Raw genomic sequence first — 25738 nt, 5'->3', positions numbered from 1 at the left:
TTTTTTACCTCAAAGTTAGGCGACAACGGACGCTGTTTTTTCTTTTCTGCGCAACATTTCACCCGCAAGTGCTAAATATGCTTTAGCGCCACTTGATGCTCGGTCATAGTACATAGCTGGTGCACCAAAACTTGGCGCTTCTGCTAATCGAACGTTACGTGGAATTACAGTGCGGTATACTTTATCACCAAAATGTTGTTTTAATTGTTCTGATACGTCATTAGCTAAACGATTACGCGGATCGTACATAGTACGAAGTATGCCTTCTATTTTTAAGTTAGGGTTAACCAACTTGGCAAGTTGCGTAATGGTGTCCATTAATGCAGTTAAACCTTCTAAAGCATAATACTCACACTGCATTGGCACTAAAATAGAATCAGCAGCGGCCATAGCGTTAACGGTTAACATATTTAAAGAGGGCGGGCAGTCGATAAAAATAAATTCGTACTGGTCCTGAATTTTTTCAAGTGCATTACGAAGGCGAACTTCGCGTGCAAATAATTCCATTAATTTAACTTCTGCAGCGGTTACATCACCATTTGCAGCAATCATATGGTATTCGCCAGAGGTTTCTTTAATTATTACCTCTTCAATGGGCTTATCTTCTATGAGTAAATCGTAGATAGTAGGTACGTCGCCGTACTTATCTACGCCACTTCCCATTGTCGCATTGCCTTGCGGGTCGAGATCAATTAACAGCACTTTACGTTTCGTTGCAGCCATAGATGCAGCGAGATTAACGGCGGTTGTAGTTTTACCCACTCCACCTTTTTGATTTGCTAATGCGATGACTTTTGCCACAGTGTCTCTGATCCCTAGTCTTTAGAAAGAATAATTAAATGTCGTTGTGCATCTAACTTTGGTACTTCCAATGCAATTTTTTGCTCAAACTTAACACCTTTAGGTAACGACTCTAGCTCTTCACTAGGAAACACACCTTTAAGTGCTATAAATTTACCTGAATGATCAATTAAGTGCGAACACCAGTCAACCATATCTTGTAATGAAGCAAATGCACGACTGAGTACGCCATCTAATTTAACACTTGGCTGATATTCTTCAACTCTTGACTGAACAGGGGTTACGTTATCAAGACCAAGCTCATGTTTAACATGCATTAAAAAGCGAACGCGCTTACCTAGGCTATCGAGTAATACAAATTGTGTATCAGGCAATGCAATAGCTAAAACGATACCTGGTAAACCAGGGCCCGTACCAACATCAATATAATGATGACCGGGTAAATGAGGAGCAACAACTAAGCTATCCATAATATGCTTAACCATCATTTCTTCAGGTAAGCGTACAGAGGTTAAATTATAAGCTTTGTTCCATTTGTTTAATAACTCAACATATTGAACTAGCTGCTGCTGTTGTTTTTCTGTTAGCGCAATATCAGTTTGCGCTAACAATGTAGTTAATTGTTGCTGTAACACAGTGTACCTTTACTGTTACGCAGTTTTGCGTAACAAGCCTTGCTTCTTCAGATACACTAATAATAGCGAAATCGCCGCTGGGGTGATACCAGAAATACGCGAAGCTTGACCAATAGTATCCGGACGAGCATCAGTTAGCTTAGCAACTACTTCGTTTGATAAGCCAGATACTGTTTTATAGTCGAACTCTTTTGGTAAGATTGTTTGCTCATGACGAAGCTGCTTATTGATCTCATCTTGCTGACGCGCAATGTATCCAGCGTACTTAGTATGAATTTCAACCTGTTCAAGTGCGGCTTTATTTGTGTGCTCAGATCCCAGTCCATCAATAGCAACAAGATCGTTATAACGAATCTCTGGACGACGAAGAAGATCCTCTAAACTCGCTTCACGCGTTAATGGTGTTTTTAGTAAAGCATTAACTTGATCAACAACAGGGTGATCTTTATGGATCCACGTATCTTTCATACGTTGTTTCTCTTTTTCGATCACTTCCATTTTTTCGTTAAATGCCTGCCAACGTTCATCATTAACTAGCCCTAACTCACGGCCTTTTTCTGTTAAGCGAATATCAGCATTGTCTTCACGCAATAATAAACGGTATTCAGCACGGCTAGTAAACATACGGTACGGTTCTTTTGTACCAAGCGTTGCTAAGTCATCAATTAATACGCCAACATAAGCTTCATCTCGACGTGGTGTCCATGCATCTTTGCCTTGAACTTGCAACGCAGCATTCATACCGGCAATTAAACCTTGTGCACCTGCTTCTTCGTAACCAGTAGTACCATTTATTTGACCTGCGAAAAATAACCCGTCAATAAATTTGGTTTCTAATGACTGTTTTAAATCGCGAGGGTCGAAAAAGTCATACTCAATAGCATAACCAGGACGACAAATATGCGCATTTTCAAATCCGCCAATTGATCGCACTATTTCTAGTTGCACATCAAACGGTAAGCTTGTTGAAATACCATTAGGGTATAACTCGTTAGAAGTTAAACCTTCAGGCTCTACGAATATCTGGTGTTTATCTTTATCGGCAAAACGAACTATTTTATCTTCAATTGAAGGACAGTAGCGAGGGCCAATACCTTCAATAACACCTGAGTACATAGGTGAACGATGTAAGTTTTTACGAATAACATCATGTGTTTTTTCGTTAGTGTAAGTGATGTAGCACGGTATCTGTTGTGGGTGATCACTTTGTTTGCCCATAAATGAAAATACAGGGGTAGGCGTGTCGCCAGGCTGTTCTTCCATTTTACTAAAATCAACTGTACGGGCATCAATACGTGGAGGTGTGCCGGTTTTTAATCGATCCACTCTAAATGGTAGTTCACGTAGTCTATTAGCTAATGCAATTGAAGGTGGATCGCCTGCGCGTCCGCCTTTAAAGTTTTCTAAGCCAATATGTATTTGACCACCTAAAAATGTACCTACAGTTAAAACAACACTGGGTGCACTAAAACGTAAACCCATTTGGGTGACAACACCAACAACGTGATTATCTTCAACGATTAGATCATCACATGACTGCTGAAATATTTTTAAGTTTTCTTGGTTTTGTAAAGTTTCTTGGATAGCCGCTTTGTATAATGCGCGATCAGCTTGTGCACGCGTTGCACGAACAGCTGGTCCTTTAGAAGAATTAAGCGTACGAAACTGGATCCCGCCTTTGTCAATCGCCTGGGCCATTGCACCGCCAAGGGCGTCAATTTCTTTAACCAAATGACCTTTGCCAATGCCACCAATTGCAGGGTTACAAGACATTTGTCCAAGGGTATCCATATTGTGAGTTAGCAGCAGGGTATTCATCCCCATGCGTGCAGCTGCCAATGCGGCTTCAGTGCCAGCATGTCCACCGCCTACTACGATAACGTCAAACTTTTCGTGAAAAATCATTAATGGGATCCTACTTAAACCAAACCAGTAAACTTCAAAAGGGAGCGTATTCTACCTAGAATTTAGCAGAAGATAAATGATTAAACAGTGCTCAAGATCTAAGTCACTGATCACTTATAATATAAAGGATCTTTTAAAGAGATCTTTTAATACTATTACTACTACTGATCGGGATTTCTGTTGATAAGGTGTATTTCTATATTTAAAACATGGAATTAGATCGGATCTAAAGGTGTTAACATGATCGGATCTTCAGGCAAATAAGCTCTGATCAAAATAGCACTTTATACACAGGGGTATATCAAGTCGATCTTATCCAATGGATAAGCATGCATTAAATCGCAGTTTGATCAGCGGTTATCCACAAAAGTAACTAAATTATTAGTAAATTGTGGGTAACTTTTTTATTGCTTTATTTAGATCGTGTTACTTTAATTGTGTTTTTTCTATCCAAGAATCAAGCCATTCTAGGGCTGTATCTTCAGGTAATGCTTCATCAAGAATATTTAATTCAAGCCTTGGGGCTATGCAGGTCGCGCCTTTGCTGGCCATTAAACTATTTATATTACGCCCGGCTAAGTTGTAAGTGTCATAACTTGTGTCACCCAAACCAATGACTGAATATTTTACAGCTGATAGATCACTTTGCTGGTTTAACTGTTCTATAAAGGGCAAAAGGTTTTCAGGGTAATCACCTGCACCATAAGTAGAAGTGCATATAAGCCATATTGTATTGTGTTGATCAATATCAGATAAATTTGGTTGATCGTGTATCTCAGTGCTAATCCCTTGGTTGTTTAATTCATCACAAAGTTGTTCTGCAACATATTCTGCAGATCCCATTTGGCTACCAACGATTATATTTACTAAACTCATATTTTTACTGATCACACATTACCAATTTGCCCGCTATGATAGCTTAGTTAGTGCTTCAGTAAAGAGCTTGAGAGTATTTTGTATAACTATTTTTGCTAAGTTTTTAAACTGTTATTTTAGTTGTGTTTTAAGTTATTGAATTTAAATGGTTTAACATATTTACTTCAAATGTAATCTTATGATCAAGTTGTTGATAAGGTTGGGGGAACCTCTGTTTAAGTTAACTTGTTCACTGTTTACTTAATTGGTAAGTTATTGATATTTAAATTAAGTAGATCCACCAGCCAGCATTTTGTGACTCATGTATAGCTGTTGATCACAATGTGGATAGTAATCTTGTTGATAACTTAAAAACGCGATCAAAAATAATTTTCAAAAACGATCTATTTAATGGGATCCGCTTTAAAAAGCTAAAATTAATTTTATAAATAGCTCTTTTTTTAAAGATCGTCGTCGCTTTGACTCTTTAGTGAGCTAATTTTTAGCATTGTTTGCCATAAAACTGCTTATTGTGGATAACCTTTTTGAATAATTTTTTATTTTGAACAATTTATGAAGATTTTTTGCTGGTGGATGGGGTATTAAAAGTTAAGTTTAATTCAAAATCGCAGTGGTGATTTTATATTTAAGTAATCGGATCGTATTAAAATATGAAAGGAGAATTGCTTTCTAGTGCATTTTGATAGCTATTTAAACTCACTTTTTGAATACTATTTTAGCACTTTAGCGACTTTAGTTATGGCTAATAAGGTTATTTAGATCGACAGTATTTAGTATCAATTCAGTTGAACCTAGTTATTAAATACTCTTTTTAGCTCCTAAATTCATCATTTTGATAGCTTTTATAGTAGTAATTGAATGAGTTATTTTGGCTCTTTTAACCCAATTTTTTTAATTTAATGACTTATATTTAGGCATAAAAAAGGGCACTTAAGTGCCCTAAATTAGATTGTATCAGTGACTTATTTACCAATACAAAACGAGCTAAATATTTTGCCAAGTAAGTCGTCTGAGGTAAATTCGCCGGTTATTTCATTCAAGTATTGCTGCGTTAAACGAAGCTCTTCAGCCAATATTTCGCCGGCTACGTGCATTTCTAACTGAGTTTTACCTGTATATAAATGATAGGCCGCGTGCTCAAGCGCATCTAAGTGACGACGACGTGCCATAAACCCGCCCTCTGTAGCTCCTTGAAAGCCTATACAGGCTTTTAAATGCTCTCGTACAAGCTCAATACCATCTGCATTTTTTGCGCTTAAACTAATTACTGGGTACTGCTGTTCTTGCTCCATACCTACAACATCGCCCGACAGATCTGCTTTATTTCTTATAACTGTTACACCCATACCTTGCGGTAATTTAGCCATAAATTCAGGCCAAATAGTGTGTGGGTCGGTGTCGATTGTGTCGGTACCATCAAGCATAAATAACACGCGGTCAGCTTGCTTAATTTCATCCCATGCGCGCTCTATGCCTATTTGCTCTACGCGGTCTGGGCTCTCACGTAAGCCTGCGGTATCAATAATATGTAGTGGCATGCCATCAATATGAATATGCTCTCGTAGTACGTCGCGAGTAGTACCTGCTATTTCGGTTACTATGGCGGCTTCGCGTCCTGCTAAGGCATTTAATAAACTTGATTTACCCGCGTTAGGGCGCCCAGCAATAACTACGCGCATACCTTCTCGCATAATACTACCTTGCTTAGCTTGGCTAGTTACTGTGTTTAATTGACTGATTATGGCATCTAAATCGCCCGATACTTTGCCATCAGATAAAAAATCAATTTCTTCATCAGGGAAATCAATTGCAGCCTCTACATACATACGTAAGTGAATTACTTTTTCTACTAGGGTTTCTATATGTTTAGAAAATTCACCTTGTAGCGATTGTAAGGCACTTTTAGCGGCCTGCTCTGAGGTTGCATTAATTAAATCGCTAATAGCCTCTGCTTGAGTTAAATCAAGCTTATCGTTCATAAATGCGCGTTCAGAAAACTCACCTGGTTTAGCTAAGCGAACGCCTTCAATTTGGCTAATTTCTTTTAATAGCATGTCTAGTACAACAGGGCCGCCATGACCTTGTAGCTCTAGTACATCTTCGCCGGTAAATGAGTTTGGGCCTGCAAAATAAATAGCAATACCCTGATCAAGTTGCTCGCCACTTAGGCTTTTAAACGGGACATAGTCGGCGTATCGAACTTTAGGTATTTTACCAATTACTTTTTCAGCCACGCTTTTGACAAGACTGCCAGAAACCCTGATTATACCTACGCCACCACGCCCGGGAGCGGTTGCTTGTGCTGCAATTGTATCTTGATTGATCATGCTATTAATTTGCCAACAATGAGTAACTTTATGGCCGTATTGTAACCTATGCATTTATTTGTAGCGAATAGCTGTGGTAAAAAACAGGCAATAAAAAAGGCGACCTAAGTCGCCTTTATATAAGTAATATACCCAAACCATCTTGATGTGGCTTGGGTATAGGCAATTAGCCTCTTACTTTTATTCCTTTCTTTTCCATGCCACGGTAGATGATAAGCATCTGGACAATAGAAATAAGGTTAGATACTAACCAGTAAAGTACTAAACCAGATGGGAACCATAAGAAGAATACAGAGAAGATAACCGGCATAAAGGTCATCATTTTTTGCTGCATTGGATCGGTAACCGTCATCGGTTGTAGTTTTTGCGTCACAAACATACTTGCACCAAATAATATTGGTAATACGTAGTATGGGTCTTGTGCTGAAAGGTCAGTCAACCAAAGTACAAACTCTGCATGGCGAAGTTCTGTAGACTCTAAGAATACGTAAAATAACGCTAAGAAAATTGGCATTTGTAACAAAATAGGGAAACAGCCGCCCATAGGGTTAACTTTTTCTTTTTTGTACATTTCCATTGTAGCTTGGCCGAATTTTTGACGGTCATCACCATATTTTTCTTTAAGAGCAGCCATTTTTGGCTGAAGGGCACGCATTTTGGCCATTGAGGTATATTGCGCTTTAGTCAGTGGATACATTAGCGATTTAACGATAATAGTGATGGCAATAATTGCTACACCCCAGTTACCTAAAATACTGTGTAACCATTTAAGTAGGACAAATAAAGGCTGTGAAATAAACCATAACCAACCGTAATCTACAGTTAAGTCTAAGTCTGGGTGAATCGCTTCAAGAATATCAGACTCTTTAGGGCCCATGTAGTAAATAGCACTTAGTGTTTGTTCACTGCCTGCTTGTATGTTTACAGGTTCTGCTTTAGAACCAATAATAGCCGCGTTACTTTTTGTAATTAAGCTATAAATAGTATGTGTTTCGTCTTGCTTAGGCACCCATGCACTTACAAAGTAATGCTGAATAAAGGCAACGTAACCGCCTTGGGTATTTTTATTTAGGTTTTTGTCAGCCATATCTGAAAAACTATATTTTTCGTATGGTTCATCATCCGTGCCGAATGCAGACCCTAAATAGTTTTGATCAACTAAGCTGCCTTTTTCTTGTACAGTGCGCTTAATTTGCGTGTATAGCTGTACTTGCACTGGTGCGCTTGTAGCATTGTTTACTGTGTACTCTAGGCCTACATCGTACTGACCTTTTTTAAATACATATGTTTTAGTAAAGCTTACGCCGTTACTATCTACATAAGTAAGTGGTACACGTAGTTCATCACCACTTAGCGTGTAAGCTTTTTGCGTTGCTTGATAAGTAGGGCGACCATTTGCAGATGCATCTGGGCCATTTAAGCCAATTAAGCCACTTTGTGAAAAGTATTGATTACCATCAAACTCACCCAAAAGCATAAATGGTGTTTCTTCACCTTTTACTTCTTCGTATTGGAGTAAGTCTGCTTCAACAATGTCACCGCCTTTGGTGTCAATTTTTACTTTAAATACATCAGTTGTTATTTCAATAACTGAACGTTTAGCTAAAGCAGCTGAAGCAGGTAAACCTGAATCTGACGATGACGGTATGAAGTCATCCGATTCTGGTGAATTTGCTTGTTGTGTTTGTGTTGTGGCACTTGGATCGGCTTTAGGTGCGTTGTAATCGTTATTCCATTCTTGAAATAATAAAAACGACACTAACATTAGGCCGATTAATAAAAACGTGCGTTGCGATTCCATAACAGCTCTTATTTCTCGTGTTGGTGGTTAATATGGGTTAATTTTTCAGGTACGGGGTCATCTCCGCCTGAATGTAAAGGATGGCATTTTAATATGCGTTTAAGTGCTAACCAACTCCCTTTTACAAATCCATGCAAATTAATTGCTTGAATCGCATAATGAGAGCAGCTTGGATTAAAACGACAATGCGGGCCTAGTAGTGGGCTTATCCACATTTGATAACCGCGGATAAATAACACTAAACAACGCTTTGGAATAGCAACAAGTGGTTTTAGTAACCTCATGGTGTTTATGCCCCTGCGTATATTTAGTGAATAGATACCATGTATTTAAAGGCTCAATTAGAGATTTTAAACGCATGATTAAAAGGTGAGCTAAAGATACATTAATTAACCCTGCAATTCTATTGCTATCGGGGTTGTTTATTAGATTTAGCTGATTTGTTTGGGCGTTTTTTAAAAGGTGGTGGTTTAGGTGCACCAGGTTTGCAGCGTTCATTTATTTTACGCCACAGTTTAGTTAACTGTTTGGTTAACTCTTCATTAGACTGCTCATCAACACCAGATTTAACCATTAGCACAATATCGATATTATCTAAATTGTGTTTATTTAAACGAAAACTTTCGCGAGCGAGTCGTTTAATACGGTTACGTTGGCATGCTTTTTTTACACGTTTTTTAGCGACAGTAAGTCCTAACCTAGGTTTTTCTTGGTCATTGGGTTTTGCTAAAAGAGTAAAGTAAGGAGTTGCAGCCCGAGCGGGTTCATTAAATATGCGAGAGTAATGCGAGGGAGTTAACAGACGTAACTCCCTGCCAAAGCTAAAGTCTTCCACTTATAAATTAAGCAGAAAGAACTTTGCGGCCTTTAGCGCGGCGACGTGCTAATACTTTACGGCCATTTACAGTTGCCATGCGAGCACGGAAGCCGTGTGCACGTTTGCGTTTTAAAACGCTAGGTTGAAAAGTTCTTTTCATAACAATCTCATCCGATCGGTTAAAGTTAAAACATCCTATACAGGTCGCGATCCTGGCATAGGTGCCATTGCGAGCGCGAGATATTATAGATTAAGTAATGTAAAGTCAATCATAATTACGTTAGCGCAATAGGGTTTATTTACTGTTTCAAGGGGATCTTATAAGGGTGATCAAGTAGGATCATCATAAATAAAGAGTTTTCCACAGCCCTTGTATAAAAAGTGAATAAAAGCGGGGGAAAAGTAAATTGGATCGTAAATTTGGTTCGCGATCTTCGTGTTATTTTGTTATGATCACTCCTCAGCCTTTAAAATAAAAACTGTTTTAAATCAGCCTGTTAATGATTTTATACATCGATATCAACAATTTAATAAAAATCAATCTTTTACTTGTGGATAAAGTGCCTTCATAATACCTAGTCTTGGGTCGCTTATTTGGCCAACTGAACGTAATAAATGTATGATTTTTAATCATTAATGATGTGCGGGAATAAAAATTATATCTCTGGGAGTTTAACTGTGTATCTGTCGGTTTGGCAAAGTTGTTTATATGTATTGCAAGATGAGCTGCCTTCGCAGCAATTCAGTATGTGGGTAAGACCACTTCAAGCAGAAAGTACCGAAGATACCTTAACTATTTATGCACCTAATCGTTTTGTGCTTGACTGGGTTAGAGAAAAGTACCTAAATAGAATTAACGAATTATTAGTAGAAATTTGTGGTGTAGAAGCACCAGAGCTGCGTTTTGATGTAGGTAGTAAGCCTTTATTAAACACTCAAGTTGCGCCAGCTGTTGAAACTCAATCAGCGCCAAGTGCTCAGCAAACAACTGCAAAACAACAGCCACGAGAACAAAAGCCTGTTGTTGAACCTGCTCCTAAGTCAGGTTATAAATCTAATATAAAAGAAAACTATACCTTTGATAGCTTTGTTGAAGGTAAATCTAACCAATTAGCAAAAGCTGCAGCAACTCAAGTTGCTGATAATCCAGGCTCTGCTTTTAACCCTGTATTTATATATGGCGGAACTGGTTTAGGTAAAACTCACTTATTACATGCAGTAGGTAATGGCATTATGGCAAATAAGCCTGATGCTAAAATTGTTTACATGCATTCAGAGCGCTTTGTACAAGACATGGTTAAAGCGCTACAAAATAATGCGATAGAAGAATTTAAGCGTTACTACCGTAGTGTTGATGCATTGATGATCGATGACATTCAGTTTTTTGCTAATAAAGAACGTTCTCAAGAAGAATTTTTTCATACCTTTAATGCACTACTTGAAGGTAATCAGCAAATAATTTTAACCTCAGATAGATACCCAAAAGAAATTGAAGGCGTTGAAGACCGTCTTAAATCTCGTTTTGGCTGGGGTTTAACGATTGCCATTGAGCCACCAGAGCTTGAAACGCGCGTTGCTATTTTGATGAAAAAAGCCCAGCAGAGTAAAATTAATTTACCGCACGAAGTGGCCTTTTTTATTGCTAAAAAATTACGTTCTAATGTACGTGAATTAGAAGGTGCACTTAACCGTGTAATAGCTAACGCCAATTTTACGGGTCGTCCGATTTCTATCGACTTTGTAAAAGAAGCACTGCGTGACTTATTAGCACTACAAGATAAGCTTGTAACCATAGATAACATTCAACGCACAGTAGCCGAATATTACAGAATTCGTGTATCTGATCTGCTATCTAAGCGCCGCAGTCGCTCTATAGCAAGGCCTCGTCAAGTAGCAATGGCGTTATCTAAAGAATTGACCAATCATAGTCTACCTGAGATTGGCGACGCATTTGGCGGGCGTGACCATACCACCGTATTACATGCGTGTCGTAAGGTGAAATCACTACGTGATGAAAGCCACGAAATAAAAGAAGATTATCAAAATTTAATAAGAACATTGTCATCTTAGGGCTGACTTTATTATGCAAATAACAATTTCAAGAGAACAATTTTTAAAGCCATTAGTGCAAGTATCGGGTGCTATAGAGCGTAAGCATACGTTGCCTATTTTATCTAACGTATTGTTAGTGGTAGAAAACGGACAACTATCAATGACAGGGACAGACCTTGAAATTGAGTTGGTTGCAGGCGTTTTTGTAGGTGAAGATATTGCTGATACAAAATTAACTTTACCCGCTAAAAAATTACTCGATATTTGTAAAAGTCTACCTGATGGTTCAGACCTTACTTTAAGCTTGCAAGAGCACCAACTACTTTTAACAAGTGGTAAAAGTCGCTTTTCATTAACTACGCTTGCTGCTGAAGACTTTCCTAATTTAGAGCAGTGGGATGGTGAAGTTGAGTTTCAACTTACTCGCATAGAGCTTCGTAAATTACTAGAAAGCACGCATTTTTCGATGGCTAACCAAGACGTACGCTATTACCTAAATGGCATGTCGTTTGAGGTTGATAACACTGATATAAAAACAGTTGCGACTGATGGCCACCGTTTAGCTATTGCTCAAAAAGAGCTGACGCAATCACTTAATACACAGCGCCAATTAATTATACCGCGTAAAGGTGTGCAAGAAATTATGCGCCTTATGGTTGCTGATGATGAATTAGTAACAATTCAGTTTGGTGCTAACCATATTCGTATTATTGATGTTGAGTTCACGTTTACCAGTAAGTTGGTTGATGGGCGTTTTCCTGATTACCGTCGTGTATTACCACGTGGTGGTGACAAAGTGATTACAGCTAATCGCGAGTGGTTACGAAATGCTTTCCAACGCGTATCTATTTTATCTAACGAAAAGTTTAGAGGCGTGCGATTAAATCTTTCAAACGGTTTACTTAAAATTACAGCTAACAACCCAGAGCAAGAGCAAGCTGAAGAGGTGGTAGAAGTAAATTACGAAGGTGATGATTTAGAAATTGGTTTTAATGTGTCTTATGTACTTGATGTTTTAAACACATTAAAAACTGAAGATGTTTTATTTACATTAGCCGATTCAAATAGCAGCGCACTTATTGAAGGTGCAGGCGATGAAGAAGCTATGTATGTCGTTATGCCAATGCGCTTATAAGACTATAAATATATAATGAGCTTAAGTCATTTGAGCCTCAAATATTTTCGTAATATTGAGGCATTGACGCTAGAACCAGTCAACGGCGTTAACATAATTTATGGTGAAAACGGCAGTGGAAAAACCAGCCTTTTAGAAGCTATTTATTACCTTTCTCACGGCAAATCTTTTAGAACTCCAAAACATAAAAGCATTATTTCGCATCAGCAAGAACAATTTGTAATTCATGGGCGTAAGTCGCTTCACGATTTATCGATCCCCATTGGTATTAGCAAAACCCAAAGTGGTGAAACTAATTTAAAAATCCAAGGTAAAGCAAGTAGGAAAATGTCTGAGCTTGCGCAATTAATGCCGGTACAAATAATTACGCCTGAAAGCTACTCTTTATTTTTTGGTGGCCCGAAAGAACGCAGAAAGTTTTTAGATTTAGGTTTGTTCCACGTGGAACATGAGTTTTTTTATTTATGGCAGTCGTTTAATAAAGTATTAAAACAACGCAACGCGCTACTTAAAACTAAGCCTAAGAATTATTTTGACCAAATTAGGTTTTGGGACAAAGAATTTGTTAGACTGGCTGAACAAATAAATAAATTAAGAATGGCGTATATAAGTAGGTTTAAGCAGCAATTTTTTGATAAAATGTGTGCAGAATTAACGCTTATACGCGATTTAGAAATTAGCTATAACGCTGGATGGAAAGAGACAGAATCTCTTAACGAGGCGTTAGAGCAAAGCTTTGAGCGAGATTCTCGCCAAGGGTTTACAAGTAAAGGGCCTCATAAGGCTGATTTTAGTTTTAGTGTCGCTGGCAACAGTGTGGAGAACACGTTCTCACGCGGTCAATTAAAGTTGCTATTGTATGCGTTAAAAGTAACGCAAAATAGTTTAATTGAGTCAGAGACAGATAAGCAATCTATATTGCTAATAGATGATTTACCTTCAGAGCTAGGCGAAGATACAAAAGAGAAAGTGGGGCAATTACTTGCTCACTGCAGTTCTCAAATTTTTATTTCTTCAATTTTATCTGAAAGTATTTCTGCTGTGGTGGAACCCATGAAACGAGAACTACAAATGTTCCACGTGAAACATGGCAACCTAATAACAAGATAAGTGGGATTAACCATGTCTGAGAATTATGACTCGTCGAGTATTAAAGTACTTAAAGGATTAGACGCAGTAAGAAAGCGTCCTGGAATGTATATAGGGGACACCGATGATGGCACAGGCTTACACCACATGGTGTTTGAAGTAGTTGATAACTCTATCGATGAAGCCTTAGCAGGTCATTGTGATGATATTTATGTAACTATTCACTTAGACGGTTCTGTCTCAGTACGAGATAACGGTCGTGGTATCCCAACTTCTATCCATGAAGAAGAAGGCGTATCAGCAGCCGAAGTTATCATGACGGTACTTCATGCTGGTGGTAAGTTCGATGATAACTCTTATAAAGTATCAGGCGGCTTACACGGTGTTGGTGTTTCAGTTGTAAATGCACTTTCTGAAAAGTTAAAGCTTACAGTTCGCCGTGAAGGAAAACTTCATCAGCAGTTTTATACTATGGGTGTGCCAGATGCACCACTCGCTATTATTGGCGACTCTGAAACAACAGGTACTGAATTACGCTTTTGGCCAAGCGGTGAAACATTCACAAACCTAGATTTTCATTACGATATTTTAGCTAAGCGTTTACGCGAGCTTTCATTCTTAAACTCTGGCGTTAGTATCATTTTAAGTGATGAGCGTGAAGAAAATAAATCTGACCACTTTAAATACGAAGGTGGTATTCAGGCTTTTGTTGAATACCTAAACCGTAATAAAACTCCAGTGCATAAAGGTGTATTCCACTTTACTCACGAACGTGAAGAAGATGGTATCAGCGTTGAAGTATCAATGCAGTGGAACGATGGTTTCCAAGAAAACATCTACTGTTTTACAAACAATATTCCACAACGTGACGGTGGTACTCACTTAGCCGGTTTTAGATCTGCGTTAACACGTACACTGAACAACTATATGGAAAAAGAAGGCTTTAACAAAAAAGCTAAAACAACCAGTAATGCAACGGGCGATGATGCACGTGAAGGCTTAACTGCAGTTGTTAGCGTTAAAGTTCCAGATCCTAAGTTTTCATCACAAACCAAAGACAAGCTAGTATCAAGCGAAGTTAAATCTGCGGTTGAACAAGCAATGGCTGAAAAATTCACTGATTTTTTATTAGAAAATCCAATGGATGCCAAAATTGTTGTTGGTAAGATTATTGACGCTGCTCGTGCTCGTGAAGCGGCGCGTAAAGCACGTGAAATGACACGTCGTAAAGGCGCAATGGATTTAGCTGGCTTACCTGGTAAGCTTGCAGATTGCCAAGAAAAAGACCCAGCCCAATCTGAACTATATATAGTGGAAGGGGACTCTGCTGGCGGATCAGCCAAGCAGGGACGTAATCGTAAAAACCAAGCTATTCTTCCGCTTAAAGGTAAAATTTTAAACGTAGAAAAAGCGCGTTTTGACAAAATGTTATCTTCGCAAGAAGTAGCAACGCTAATTACTGCATTAGGTTGTGGTATTGGTCGCGATGAATATAATCCTGAAAAACTACGTTATCACCGCATCATTATCATGACCGATGCGGACGTGGATGGTTCTCACATTCGTACGTTATTACTTACTTTCTTCTACCGTCAAATGCCGGAAATTGTTGAACGTGGGTATATCTATATTGCACAGCCGCCACTTTATAAAGTGAAAAAAGGTAAGCAAGAGCGTTATATTAAAGATGATCCTGCACTTGTTGATTACTTAACTTCATTAGCACTAAATAATGCCGCACTTTATACAAGTGCAGATGCAAGTGCGATTGAAGGTGAAGCACTTGAGCAAATCGTTCATGATTACCAAAACACAGTTAAAGTAATTGAGCGCTTAAAACGTAAATACCCTAATACGGTAATGGAACGTTTAATTTATCAAAGCGAACTGAAAACAGATGACCTTTCAGACGAAGCTAAAGTAATTGCTTGGACTAAGGAACTTGTTGATGACCTTATTGAACGTGATGAAGACGCAACAATTTTCCATGCGGGTACTGAGCATGACGCAGAGCGCAACCTTTACTTCCCGGTTGTGAATATTCGTCAGCACGGTGTTGATAAAGCACATGTACTTCATCATGACTTTATTGCATCACGTGACTACCAACGTATTGCTGTGACTGGTACTAACATTGCAAATATCCTTGGTGAAGGCGCATATATTCAACGTGGTGAGAAAACAAAACCTGTTGATAACTTTGTGGATGCTTTGGAATGGTTGATCACAGAATCTAAGCGCGGGATCTATATTCAACGCTATAAAGGGTTGGGTGAGATGAACCCTAGCCAACTGTGGGAAACGACAATGGATCCTAGCGCTCGTCGTATGTTACAAGTAACTATTGAAGACGCAGTTGCTGCGGATCAATTGTTTGCAACATTAATGGGCGATCAAGTTGAGCCTCGTCGCGACTTTATTGAAACTAACGCACTACGAGTAGTTAACTTAGACGTGTAAAAAATTATACTTACATCTTAAAAGGAGCCTAATGGCTCCTTTTTTATTTTATCAACCGCACAAACTGCTTAAAACCTGAGTGTGCACAAGGTATACTGAGGGTAATTTTCACGCTACTTCTCAGATAGTAAAAAGCCAAATATGCAAAAATATGACGTTAAAACCTTTCAAGGTTTGATCCTGGCTTTACAGGATTATTGGGCGCAGCAAGGCTGTGTCATTATTCAACCACTTGATATGGAAGTGGGCGCAGGGACATTTCACCCGCAAACATTTTTAAAATCGATTGGCCCTGAGCCAATGTCGAGCGCGTACGTTCAGCCGTGTCGTCGTCCTACGGATGGCCGCTATGGCGAAAATCCAAATCGCTTACAACATTACTACCAATTTCAAGTAGTACTTAAGCCATCGCCAGATAACATCCAAGAGCTTTACTTAGGCTCGTTAGCGGCAATGGGTATTGATACTCTTACTCACGAAGTTCGCTTTGTAGAAGATAACTGGGAATCACCTACGCTAGGCGCATGGGGCTTAGGTTGGGAAATTTGGTTAAACGGTATGGAAGTAACGCAATTTACCTACTTTCAACAAGTAGGCGGCTTAGAGTGCTCACCAGTAACAGGTGAAATTACTTACGGCCTAGAGCGTTTAGCAATGTACATTCAAGGCGTAGATAGCATTTACGACCTAGTATGGGCTGACGGTCCACTAGGGCGTGTAACATACGGCGACGTGTTCCATCAAAATGAAGTAGAGCAATCTACTTATAACTTTGAACACGCAAACGTAGAAGACTTATTTGAACAGTTTGATAAGTGTGAAGCAGAAAGCCAAAAGTTAATTGAAGCTAACTTACCACTACCTGCATACGAGCAAGTAATGAAAGCATCGCACGCATTTAACTTGTTAGATGCACGCCACGCAATATCGGTAACAGAACGTCAGCGTTATATTTTACGCGTTCGTGCGTTATCTAAGGCGTGTGCACAAAGTTATTACGATGCACGTGAAGCGCTTGGTTTCCCGCTGTGTAAGGATAAGTAAAATGTCAGCACAAAATTTATTAGTAGAAATTGGCACTGAAGAGTTGCCACCAAAAGCACTGCGTAAATTAGCAGAAGCCTTTGCTGCAAATTTAACTCAAGAGCTAGAAACACTAGAGCTAGCACACCAAGGTGTAAGCTGGTATGCATCGCCTCGTCGTTTGGGCTTGCAAGTAAAATCGCTTGAAGCTAAGCAACAAGACAAAGAAGTAGAAAAGCGCGGCCCAGCTACAAAGGCAGCGTTTGATAGCGAAGGTAATCCAACTAAAGCAGCGATGGGTTGGGCGCGTGGTTGTGGTATTGACGTAAGTGAAGCACAAACACTTGAAACCGATAAAGGCGCTTGGTTATTGCACATTGCTAAAGTAGCAGGGCAAGAAACTAAAGCGCTAATGACAGATGCCATTGCAAAAGCGTTAAGTAAATTACCAATCCCTAAACCTATGCGTTGGGGCGCGAATAAAACACAATTTATTCGCCCAGTTCATACAGTAACTATTTTATTTGGTAGTGAGTTACTAGAAGGCGAAATACTTGGTAAACAAGTAAGTAACCAACTACAAGGCCATCGTTTTCATCATCCAGAAAAAATTAGTATCAACCATGCTGATGATATTTTTGATGTACTTAAATCGGCTTACGTTATTGCTGACTACGAGCAGCGTAAAGCGCAAATACGTACACAAATAGAAGAGGCAGCAAGCGCAGTTAACGCTGTTGTCGCGATGGATGAAGACTTACTAGAAGAAGTAACATCACTTGTAGAGTGGCCAGTTACATTAACAGCTACATTTGAAGAAGCATTTTTAGATGTACCAGCCGAAGCGCTAATTTACACCATGAAGGACGATCAAAAGTACTTCCCGTTATTAGATCAAAACGGCAAACTTTTAAATAAGTTTTTGTTTGTATCTAACATCGAAAGTAAAGATCCAAGTGTGGTTATATCAGGTAACGAAAAAGTAGTGCGCCCACGTTTAGCCGATGCACAATTCTTCTTTGAAACAGATAAAAAGAAAACATTAGAAAGCCGTTTAGAGTCGCTTGATACCGTTTTATTCCAAAAGCAGTTAGGTACGCTTAAAGATAAATCTGTACGTATTAGCGAGCTTGCCGGTTATATTGCAGAGCAGTTAGGTGCCGACAAAGACCTTGCAAAGCGTGCTGGTTTATTAAGTAAAACTGACTTAATGACCGAAATGGTAATGGAATTTACCGACGTACAAGGTGTTATGGGTATGCATTACGCTCGCCACGATGGAGAAGCTGAAGATGTAGCTGTTGCGCAAAACGAGCAATACATGCCACGCTTTGCAGGCGACAACTTACCTACAAACCTAATTAGCTGCGCGGTAGCTATTGCAGATAAGTTTGATACGCTGGTGGGTATTTTTGGTATAGGCCAAGCACCAAAAGGTGATAAAGACCCATTTGCGCTTCGTCGTGCTGCTATTGGTGCACTACGCATCATGGTAGAAAAAGAACTTCCGCTGGATATTTTAGACCTAGTAGCAAAAGCACAAACATTGTTTGGCGATAAGTTAACTAATCTAAATGTATCAACGGACGTATTTGACTTTATGCTAGGGCGTTTCCGCGCATGGTATCAAGATGAAGGTATTGAAGTAGACGTAATTCAAGCTGTGCTTGCACGCCGCCCAACTAAACCTGTTGATTTTGATCGCCGTGTTAAAGCAGTAAGCCATTTCCGTACATTAGACGAAGCAGAAGCGCTTGCTGCGGCTAATAAGCGTGTGGGTAATATTCTGGCTAAAAACAATATTACTAACCAAGGTGATGTTGATGAGAGCTTATTAAGCGACGACGCTGAAAAAGTATTAGCTTCACAAGTAGCAAAATTTGCAACTGAACTCGCACCACTTTATGCCGATGGAAACTACCAAGAGGCATTAAGCCAATTAGCGGGTATTCGTCAAAGTGTTGATAACTTTTTTGACAACGTAATGGTTATGGCCGACGATGAAGCTGTTAAGCAAAATCGTCTTGCGCTACTAAGCCAGTTAAGCGGATTATTTTTAGGTATTGCAGATATTTCTGTGTTACAAAAATAAGCTAACTTAGCAATTTAAAAAGCCAGCGATTTGCTGGCTTTTTAGTTTTCACAGAACGTAGAGGATACTCACTGATGCTCCCAATGAAACGAATTTTAACACTCGCTATTGCCGGCTTACTTACAGCCTGTACTAGCCAAATTTCCATTAACGACGTACTGCCACAACAAGAGCTAGATAAAACCATTTACTTAAGAGGCGACTTTACGCTTTGGGATGCTGAGCCTCAGTATCAATTTATGCCAGTAGGTCCAGCGCTTTACCAAGCAGAAGTTAAATTTAGTACGCCAGGTAAAGTATACGAGTTTAAAATAGCCGATGCCGATTTTAGCGAAGGCTACAATTGCGGTTATAGCGATACACAACCTGCAGGGCAAAAACTAACACTTGGCCAACCAGCGCTTGCAGACTGTAATACTATTTATAATTACTTTAGTTATACACCCGCAATAAAAGGCACGTACATAGTAAGCATTGATTACAGTGATTATGATGAGCCACAAGTGACGATAAATAAGAAGTAAATATTTTAAAAATTATTGAGCCCTAAAAATAAATTTATAGTGGGCTTAATTAACTCCTAAATTACAGAGTTTGTATATTCTTATGCTATAGTCCTTTCATATTTCAGTTGTATTTAGTACAGAGCGAACACCATGTTAAGCAGCATTTTCATTCAAAACTTTAAACTGTTTTCCGACTCGAAATTCACATTGAATTCAGAATTTAATTTGATTGTTGGTGTGAACGGTTGCGGTAAAAGCTCTCTGCTTAAAGGTGTAGCAATTTCCCTAGCTGGCTGGGCTCATGCCTACATTAAGAGTAATGATAACCTGAGACCAATTAAATTTGATGAGGTTAGGGAGATCGAAAATAACGGACGTTTTGATAAAGCACAAACTACAAGAATTGAAGCGTTAGGTGAGTTTCCTATTATTAATAGGTTTAATACTTTTACTTATGGAAAAGTAAAGTGGACAAGAACTCGCTTTGAGGGAAATAGTGAGACATATATAAGCGGAACTATTCAGTACCAAAATAGCGGTACGAAGACCTACAATGGGAAAGAGTATTCATTAAACCTTTCAACACTTGGAAGTGACGTACTCAACTACATTGAAAAAGGTACTAATTTTGATTTACCTTTGATTGCTTTTTATGAATGCGATCGTCTGTGGATCTCTAAAGATAAAATAGATATTGAAGATTCTGCAAAGAAGCAATACTCAAGGTTTGAACCTTATTTAGATTGTTTTCATACTGGAGCAGATGATAAATCTATTGCTGTTTGGTTACTGAAGCTTGAATTAGCAGAATTACAAAAGAAAATAAAGTCACCAATGAAAATGGCGATCGAATATGCTGCCAAAAAAGCTTTAGAAAGTTGTGTGGGATTTGGATTTGATTTTGATGAATCAAGGGTAATGGTTAGGTTTGAAGATGGAAGCTCCACACCATTTGAGCACTTGAGTGACGGACAGAGGACAATATTAGGACTTTTTTGCGACATAGCTAGAAGAGCTGCAATATTGAACCCTCATTTGGAAGAAAGTGTCTGCGAAAAAACAGAAGGAGTTGTACTAATTGATGAGCTTGATTTACACCTCCATCCAAAATGGCAAAGACGTGTAATTGAAGATTTGAGAACTGTATTCCCCAAAATTCAATTTATTTGCACAACACACTCCCCATTTCTAATTCAATCTCTCAGATCAAGCGATGAACTAATCATGTTAGATGGTGAGCCTTTGATTGAGTATTCGAATAAAGGAATTGAAGAAATTGCTAAAAACATGGGAGTAAATAGGCCTGATGTCTCTGTTCAATATGAGTTACTAAAAGAAGTTGCGCATAGCTTTTTAGAAACGTTAGATAATGATCGGCTTTCACCATCGGAGTTTCATCAAAAATATCAAACTCAATTAGCTGAGTTAATTAAACCTTACTCTGATAACCCAGCTTATCAAGCTTTTCTAGAACGTAAATATACAGCTAGAACTGGCTTTGAATTATGAGACCAGTAAAAAAGGGGGCAACACCAGTTGCTGCATTTAATAGGTATGAAGACGCTTTTGACTACCTTTTAGATAGAGTGGGAATCGGCGAATGGAGTGGCATTAAAATTGGGCAATACTGCAGCTATTGTGAAAGGTGTATTCAAACTAATTTAGCTGTTGAACATATTGAGCCTAAAAGCGGCGACTTTGCAAAACCCGAATTACAAAAAGAGTGGAGTAATTTCTTACTAGCCTGTGTGAATTGCAATTCTACTAAGGGAGCTAAAGAGGTCGATTTAGGATCTATTTTTCTCCCCGATAGAGATAATACCTTCAGAGCTATTCAATATAAGCAAGATGGAACTATCGAACCAAAAGATGGGTTAAGTGAGCATGATAGGCAACTGGCAATAAATACAATTAATCTATTAGGGCTAAATAATAGTATTAACTCTGATTTGAGTGGTGTTGCTAAAGATCGTAGGGTTCAAAGACTAAATGTATGGATGATTGCACTTAATGCATATGAAGATTTTCAAAACTGTGTTGACAAAGAAACGTTACAAAGAACTATTGTTCGAGAAATGCTATCAAATGGTTTCTTTAGTATTTGGATGAAGGTTTTTGAAGAAGAGATAAATATAAAAAAATTATTTATAGAGTCAGTAAAAGGAACTAAAGATAGTGGATGCTTTGATGAGTTTGGTGCAAGTAATTCACAACATCCAAATGGAGATAATCTAGAATCAGGTGGTAAAATTTAGCTAAAGCCCTTTCTTCACCACATATCTATACGGTGCTTCTTCTGCATCTTTAGCCACCAGCGTGTGATCCATAAATGTACAAAAGCTCGGAATGTCGCGAGTTGTAGATGGGTCATCTGCGGTTATTAATAACGTTTCACCATCATTCATTTTACGAATGGCAGCACGTACCATCATTACAGGTTCAGGGCAGCGAAGACCTATGGCATCTAATTGGTGATCGGGGTTATCAAAGCTCATATTAAGTTGGCCTGTTTAATTAAAATGATTGCTGTGTACGAAGTGCTTAAGCATAGCAATTAATAAGTTTGCAAGTTTAACGTAATTTTAAGTGTAATTTAACTATTTTACTTATCTTAAGGTCTGCAATAGTGGGTAATATAATTATATATTATGCTTCATAAAAGCTGGTTTCACTTAATTGAAGGGAATAAAAAAGGCGAACTAACATAGGTTAGTTCGCCTTTTTAATCACCAAGATGGTTTACATGTTTAAGCTAATAGTTAGTCTTGAACACGTTCAAATACAGTGGCAATGCCTTGGCCTAAACCAATACACATAGTTGCTAAACCGTATTTTGCATTTTTATCTTCCATTAAGTGAATAAGCGAGGTGCTAATACGCGAACCCGAACAACCCAGAGGGTGACCAAGTGCGATTGCGCCGCCGTTTAAATTCACTTTTTCGTCAACCACGTCTGCTAATCCTAAGTCTTTAAGTACAGGCAGTGATTGTGCTGCAAATGCTTCGTTAAGCTCTGCTACGTCGATGTCATCAATTGTAATACCCGCTTGCGCAAGTGCTTTTTTACTTGCTGGTACTGGGCCGTAACCCATGATTGATGGATCGCAACCAGCAACAGCCATAGCTCTAATGCGTGCACGAATTGGTAAACCAAGCTCTTTTGCTTTTTCTTCGCTCATTACTAACATCGCTGATGCGCCATCAGAAAGTGCAGAAGACGTACCCGCAGTAACCGAGCCAGAAGCCGGATTAAATACTGGACGAAGCTGAGATAAACCTTCAACCGTTGTTTCAGGACGAATTACTTCATCATCTTCAACTAAAATAAGTGAGCCATCGGCTGCGTGACCTTCCATTGCTAAAATTTCGCGGCGGAAACGTCCTTCAACTGTTGCAGCATGTGCACGTTGATGTGAGCGATAAGCAAACTCGTCTTGTTGCTGACGGCTAATACCGTGAATAGTAGCAAGGTATTCAGCTGTTAAGCCCATAGAGCCAGATGCTTGTGCAATTGATGTAGCTAAGCCTGGGTGAAAATCGTTACCGTGAGTCATAGGTACGTGACCCATGTGCTCAACACCACCAATTAGGTAAGTGTCGCCAGCGCCGGTCATAATGGCGCGTGCTGCGTCATGTAATGCTTGCATTGACGAGCCACATAAACGGTTAACGGTTGTAGCAGGTACTGAATGTGGAATACCCGCAAGCAGTGATGCGTTACGTGCAACGTTAAAGCCTTGCTCTAATGTTTGCTGTACACAACCCCAATAAATGTCGTCAATTGATGCTGGATCAACCGCTGGGTTGCGTTCTAGTAAGCCCTTCATTAAATGAGCGCTTAAGTCTTCCGCACGCTTGTTTTTAAATACGCCGCCTTTTGAGCGACCCATTGGTGTGCGGATACAATCTACAATTACTGGATTATTCATGATATTAACCTTCCACCTTATAGAAAACACGACCTTCTTCGGCCCATTTGCGAGTTTGCTCTGATACTTGGTAAATCGCACCTAGGTGAGCATATTTGTCTGCTGATGCAACAAAGTTAGCTAAACCAGTTTGATCTAAGTAACGGAACGCGCCGCCTCTAAATGGAGGGAAACCAACGCCGTATACAAGGGCCATATCAGCTTCTTGAGGAGAAGCAACAATGCCTTCTTGTAAACAAAGTAGTACTTCGTTGATCATTGGGATCATACAACGGTCAATGATTTCTTGTTTATCAAATTCTTTAGGTGCATCAGTGATTGGTGCTAGTAGCTCAACTGCTGTTGCATCGCCTGATTTTTTAAGACGACCACGACGGTCTGTTTCGTACTTGTAGAAGCCCGCTTTGTTCTTTTGACCAAAACGTTTTTCGTTAGCAAAAACAGTGACCGGATCTTTTTCTGCACGTGCCATACGCTCAGGAAAACCGTCTGCCATTACGCCAGTACAATGATAAGCCGTATCAATACCTACAACATCAAGTAGGTAAGCCGGGCCCATTGGCCAGCCAAATACGTTTTCCATTACTTTATCTACTTTTGCAAAGTTAGCGCCTTCAACCACTAATTTGCTAAAGCCTGCAAAGTAAGGGAATAAAACTCGGTTTACAAAAAAGCCTGGGCAATCGTTAACAACGATAGGTGACTTGCCAAGTTTAAGAGCGTAATCAACTACTGCGTTAATTGTTTTATCTGAAGTTTTTGCACCACGAATAATTTCTACTAACGGCATTTTTGGCACTGGATTGAAAAAGTGCATACCACAGAAGTTTTCTGGTTTATCAAGTGCTTCTGCAAGCAAATCAATACAAATAGTCGAAGTGTTTGATGTAAGTACAGTGCCTTCAGGCATGTTCTTTTCAAGGTCAGCTAATACGGCTTGCTTAACTTTAGGGTTTTCTACTACGGCTTCAACAATAATGTTGGCGTTTTGTAGGTCAGCATCGTTAAGCGTTGGTTTAATTTTGCTAAGCGTTGCTAGCATTTTTTCCATTGGCATATGGCCGCGTTTAACTTTTGCACCAAGTAGTTTAGACGCTTCGCCCATACCTAAATCAAGCGCATCCTGTTGGATGTCTTTCATTATGATTGGTGTACCTTTATAAGCTGACTGGTATGCAATACCGCCGCCCATAATACCTGCGCCTAATACAGCAGCTTGTTTAATTTCAACATCGCTGTGCTTAGCAAGTTTGCGTGCTTTACCTTTAATAAACTGGTCATTTAAGAAAATACCGGTTTGTGCAGCTGCTTCGTTAGTGCGCGCAAGTTTTGCAAAGTTAGCATTTTCGATTGCCATTGCTTCATCGCGAGTACAGTTTGCCGCTGCTTTAATGGTGCGTACTGCCATAACCGGAGCAGGATAGTGGCCTTTGGTTTTACCCATTACCATACCTTCTGCCATAGCAAAGCTCATGCCTTGCTCAACGCGGTTTAATTTAAGTGGCTGTAGTTTTACGTTGCGTTTTGCTTGCCAATCTAACTTGCCAGCAATTGCTAATTCAAGTGTTGCTACGCTTGACTCTAATAGTTTGTCAGTACTAACTACCGCGTCAAACGCACCTACTTTTAAGGCATCAGCTGCACGGTTTTCTTTACCAGAGGTGATCCATAACATAGCGTTATCGGCACCAATAATGCGTGGTAGGCGCACTGTGCCACCAAAACCAGGCATTATGCCAAGTTTAACTTCTGGTAGGCCCATTTTAGCTGTTTCGCTTGCTACACGATAATCGGTAGCAAGTGCCCACTCACAACCACCACCAAGTGCCATACCGTTTATAGCGCTAAGAGTTGGGAATGGTAAATCTTCGATAGCGTCAAAAACGTCGGTTGCGTTTTTGATCCACGTTACTAATTCTTCTTCTGGTTTAGTAAATGTAGGTAAAAATTCGAAGATGTCGGCACCAATAATAAAGTGGTCTTTATCACTGGTAAAAATCATGCCTTTGATATCAGTATTAGCGGCTAATTCTTTTAATGCTGCCGCGCAATCTGAAAGAGTTTTTTGAGATAGTGTGTTTACAGAACCTGCAACACAAAACTTAAACTCGGCGATGCTTTCCTTAAGGAAGCTAACTTCAAAGGAATCGCTTTTATATAACATTATTATTCTCCCTAGTTGACGAACTAAGACTGGTACGATGAGTTTGCATTTCAATCAGTGTGCTTGCTTTAAATTAAAAATGCAACGAAAAATTTAACTCGGTTACAAACGGCTGGTTAAAATATA

21 protein-coding genes are annotated in these 25738 nt (G+C 39.2%); 9 read left to right on the top strand and 12 right to left on the bottom strand.

The window, feature by feature from the left end:
• Positions 1-15: 15 nt before the first annotated feature.
• The 9 genes from J8L71_RS17245 to rpmH form a co-directional block, all read right to left on the bottom strand.
• Positions 16-801 carry a ParA family protein gene (locus J8L71_RS17245; RefSeq protein ID WP_058548196.1) on the bottom strand — a complete coding sequence of 262 codons (786 nt, stop codon included), beginning with the start codon at positions 799-801 and terminating at the stop codon, positions 16-18.
• 14 nt (positions 802-815) lie between these two features.
• Entirely contained in the window at positions 816-1436 is a 621-nt protein-coding gene (gene rsmG, locus J8L71_RS17240; protein WP_058548195.1) for a 16S rRNA (guanine(527)-N(7))-methyltransferase RsmG, read from the bottom strand.
• 15 nt (positions 1437-1451) lie between these two features.
• On the bottom strand, positions 1452-3341 hold the full coding sequence (gene mnmG / locus J8L71_RS17235; protein WP_211001615.1) for a tRNA uridine-5-carboxymethylaminomethyl(34) synthesis enzyme MnmG: 1890 nt from the start codon (positions 3339-3341) through the stop codon (positions 1452-1454).
• 426 nt (positions 3342-3767) lie between these two features.
• Positions 3768-4217: an FMN-binding protein MioC gene (gene mioC, locus J8L71_RS17230; RefSeq protein WP_211001614.1), complete on the bottom strand. Its 450-nt coding sequence runs from the start codon at positions 4215-4217 to the stop codon at positions 3768-3770.
• Between the two features lie 962 nt (positions 4218-5179).
• Positions 5180-6544 (bottom strand): tRNA uridine-5-carboxymethylaminomethyl(34) synthesis GTPase MnmE, encoded by a 1365-nt coding sequence (gene mnmE / locus J8L71_RS17225; protein ID WP_211001613.1) that lies wholly within the window; start codon positions 6542-6544, stop codon positions 5180-5182.
• A 166-nt stretch (positions 6545-6710) separates the two neighbouring features.
• Positions 6711-8345 (bottom strand): membrane protein insertase YidC, encoded by a 1635-nt coding sequence (gene yidC, locus J8L71_RS17220; protein ID WP_211001612.1) that lies wholly within the window; start codon positions 8343-8345, stop codon positions 6711-6713.
• An 8-nt stretch (positions 8346-8353) separates the two neighbouring features.
• Positions 8354-8629 (bottom strand): membrane protein insertion efficiency factor YidD, encoded by a 276-nt coding sequence (gene yidD / locus J8L71_RS17215; protein WP_058548191.1) that lies wholly within the window; start codon positions 8627-8629, stop codon positions 8354-8356.
• A 125-nt stretch (positions 8630-8754) separates the two neighbouring features.
• The gene (rnpA, locus tag J8L71_RS17210) at positions 8755-9180 is read right to left on the bottom strand and encodes a ribonuclease P protein component (RefSeq protein ID WP_211001611.1); all 426 of its coding nucleotides are present in this window, start codon (positions 9178-9180) and stop codon (positions 8755-8757) included.
• 7 nt (positions 9181-9187) lie between these two features.
• Positions 9188-9322: a 50S ribosomal protein L34 gene (rpmH, locus tag J8L71_RS17205; RefSeq protein ID WP_004335215.1), complete on the bottom strand. Its 135-nt coding sequence runs from the start codon at positions 9320-9322 to the stop codon at positions 9188-9190.
• Positions 9323-9840: 518 nt separating this feature from the next.
• Between rpmH and dnaA the strand changes: the two genes are divergently transcribed.
• From dnaA to J8L71_RS17160, 9 genes are all read left to right on the top strand, one after another.
• Positions 9841-11232: a chromosomal replication initiator protein DnaA gene (gene dnaA, locus J8L71_RS17200; RefSeq protein ID WP_138683988.1), complete on the top strand. Its 1392-nt coding sequence runs from the start codon at positions 9841-9843 to the stop codon at positions 11230-11232.
• Positions 11233-11245: 13 nt separating this feature from the next.
• Positions 11246-12349, top strand: coding sequence for a DNA polymerase III subunit beta (gene dnaN, locus J8L71_RS17195; RefSeq protein ID WP_138683989.1), 1104 nt, complete (start codon positions 11246-11248; stop codon positions 12347-12349).
• Between the two features lie 15 nt (positions 12350-12364).
• The gene (recF, locus tag J8L71_RS17190) at positions 12365-13459 is read left to right on the top strand and encodes a DNA replication/repair protein RecF (protein ID WP_211001610.1); all 1095 of its coding nucleotides are present in this window, start codon (positions 12365-12367) and stop codon (positions 13457-13459) included.
• 12 nt (positions 13460-13471) lie between these two features.
• The gene (gene gyrB, locus J8L71_RS17185; RefSeq protein WP_058548186.1) at positions 13472-15898 is read left to right on the top strand and encodes a DNA topoisomerase (ATP-hydrolyzing) subunit B; all 2427 of its coding nucleotides are present in this window, start codon (positions 13472-13474) and stop codon (positions 15896-15898) included.
• A 141-nt stretch (positions 15899-16039) separates the two neighbouring features.
• Positions 16040-16942, top strand: a complete 903-nt coding sequence (glyQ, locus tag J8L71_RS17180; protein ID WP_211001609.1) for a glycine--tRNA ligase subunit alpha — start codon at positions 16040-16042, stop codon at positions 16940-16942.
• Position 16943: 1 nt separating this feature from the next.
• Positions 16944-19013, top strand: coding sequence for a glycine--tRNA ligase subunit beta (gene glyS, locus J8L71_RS17175; RefSeq protein ID WP_211001608.1), 2070 nt, complete (start codon positions 16944-16946; stop codon positions 19011-19013).
• Between the two features lie 74 nt (positions 19014-19087).
• Positions 19088-19537: a hypothetical protein gene (locus J8L71_RS17170; RefSeq protein ID WP_211001607.1), complete on the top strand. Its 450-nt coding sequence runs from the start codon at positions 19088-19090 to the stop codon at positions 19535-19537.
• Positions 19538-19669: 132 nt separating this feature from the next.
• A complete protein-coding gene (locus J8L71_RS17165; RefSeq protein ID WP_211001606.1) occupies positions 19670-21028 on the top strand; it encodes an AAA family ATPase in 1359 nt (452 codons plus the stop codon).
• The gene (locus J8L71_RS17160) at positions 21025-21774 is read left to right on the top strand and encodes an HNH endonuclease (protein ID WP_211001605.1); all 750 of its coding nucleotides are present in this window, start codon (positions 21025-21027) and stop codon (positions 21772-21774) included. Before J8L71_RS17165 ends, J8L71_RS17160 begins: the two co-directional genes overlap by 4 nt.
• Here the strand turns inward: J8L71_RS17160 and tusA are convergent, their stop codons facing one another.
• The 3 genes from tusA to fadB all read right to left on the bottom strand — a co-directional run bounded on the left by tusA (position 21775) and on the right by fadB (position 25612).
• Complete coding sequence (gene tusA / locus J8L71_RS17155; protein WP_004335190.1) at positions 21775-22014, bottom strand: sulfurtransferase TusA; 240 nt, start codon at positions 22012-22014, stop codon at positions 21775-21777.
• Positions 22015-22278: 264 nt separating this feature from the next.
• Positions 22279-23448: an acetyl-CoA C-acyltransferase FadA gene (gene fadA, locus J8L71_RS17150; RefSeq protein ID WP_211001604.1), complete on the bottom strand. Its 1170-nt coding sequence runs from the start codon at positions 23446-23448 to the stop codon at positions 22279-22281.
• Between the two features lie 4 nt (positions 23449-23452).
• The gene (gene fadB, locus J8L71_RS17145; RefSeq protein WP_211001603.1) at positions 23453-25612 is read right to left on the bottom strand and encodes a fatty acid oxidation complex subunit alpha FadB; all 2160 of its coding nucleotides are present in this window, start codon (positions 25610-25612) and stop codon (positions 23453-23455) included.
• Positions 25613-25738: the final 126 nt, after the last annotated feature.

This window comes from Pseudoalteromonas sp. MMG007 (assembly GCF_018100985.1).
Lineage (GTDB): Bacteria > Pseudomonadota > Gammaproteobacteria > Enterobacterales > Alteromonadaceae > Pseudoalteromonas.
Note: the sequence above shows the minus strand (reverse complement) of the source record. Positions and strands in the feature narration are given on the sequence as shown.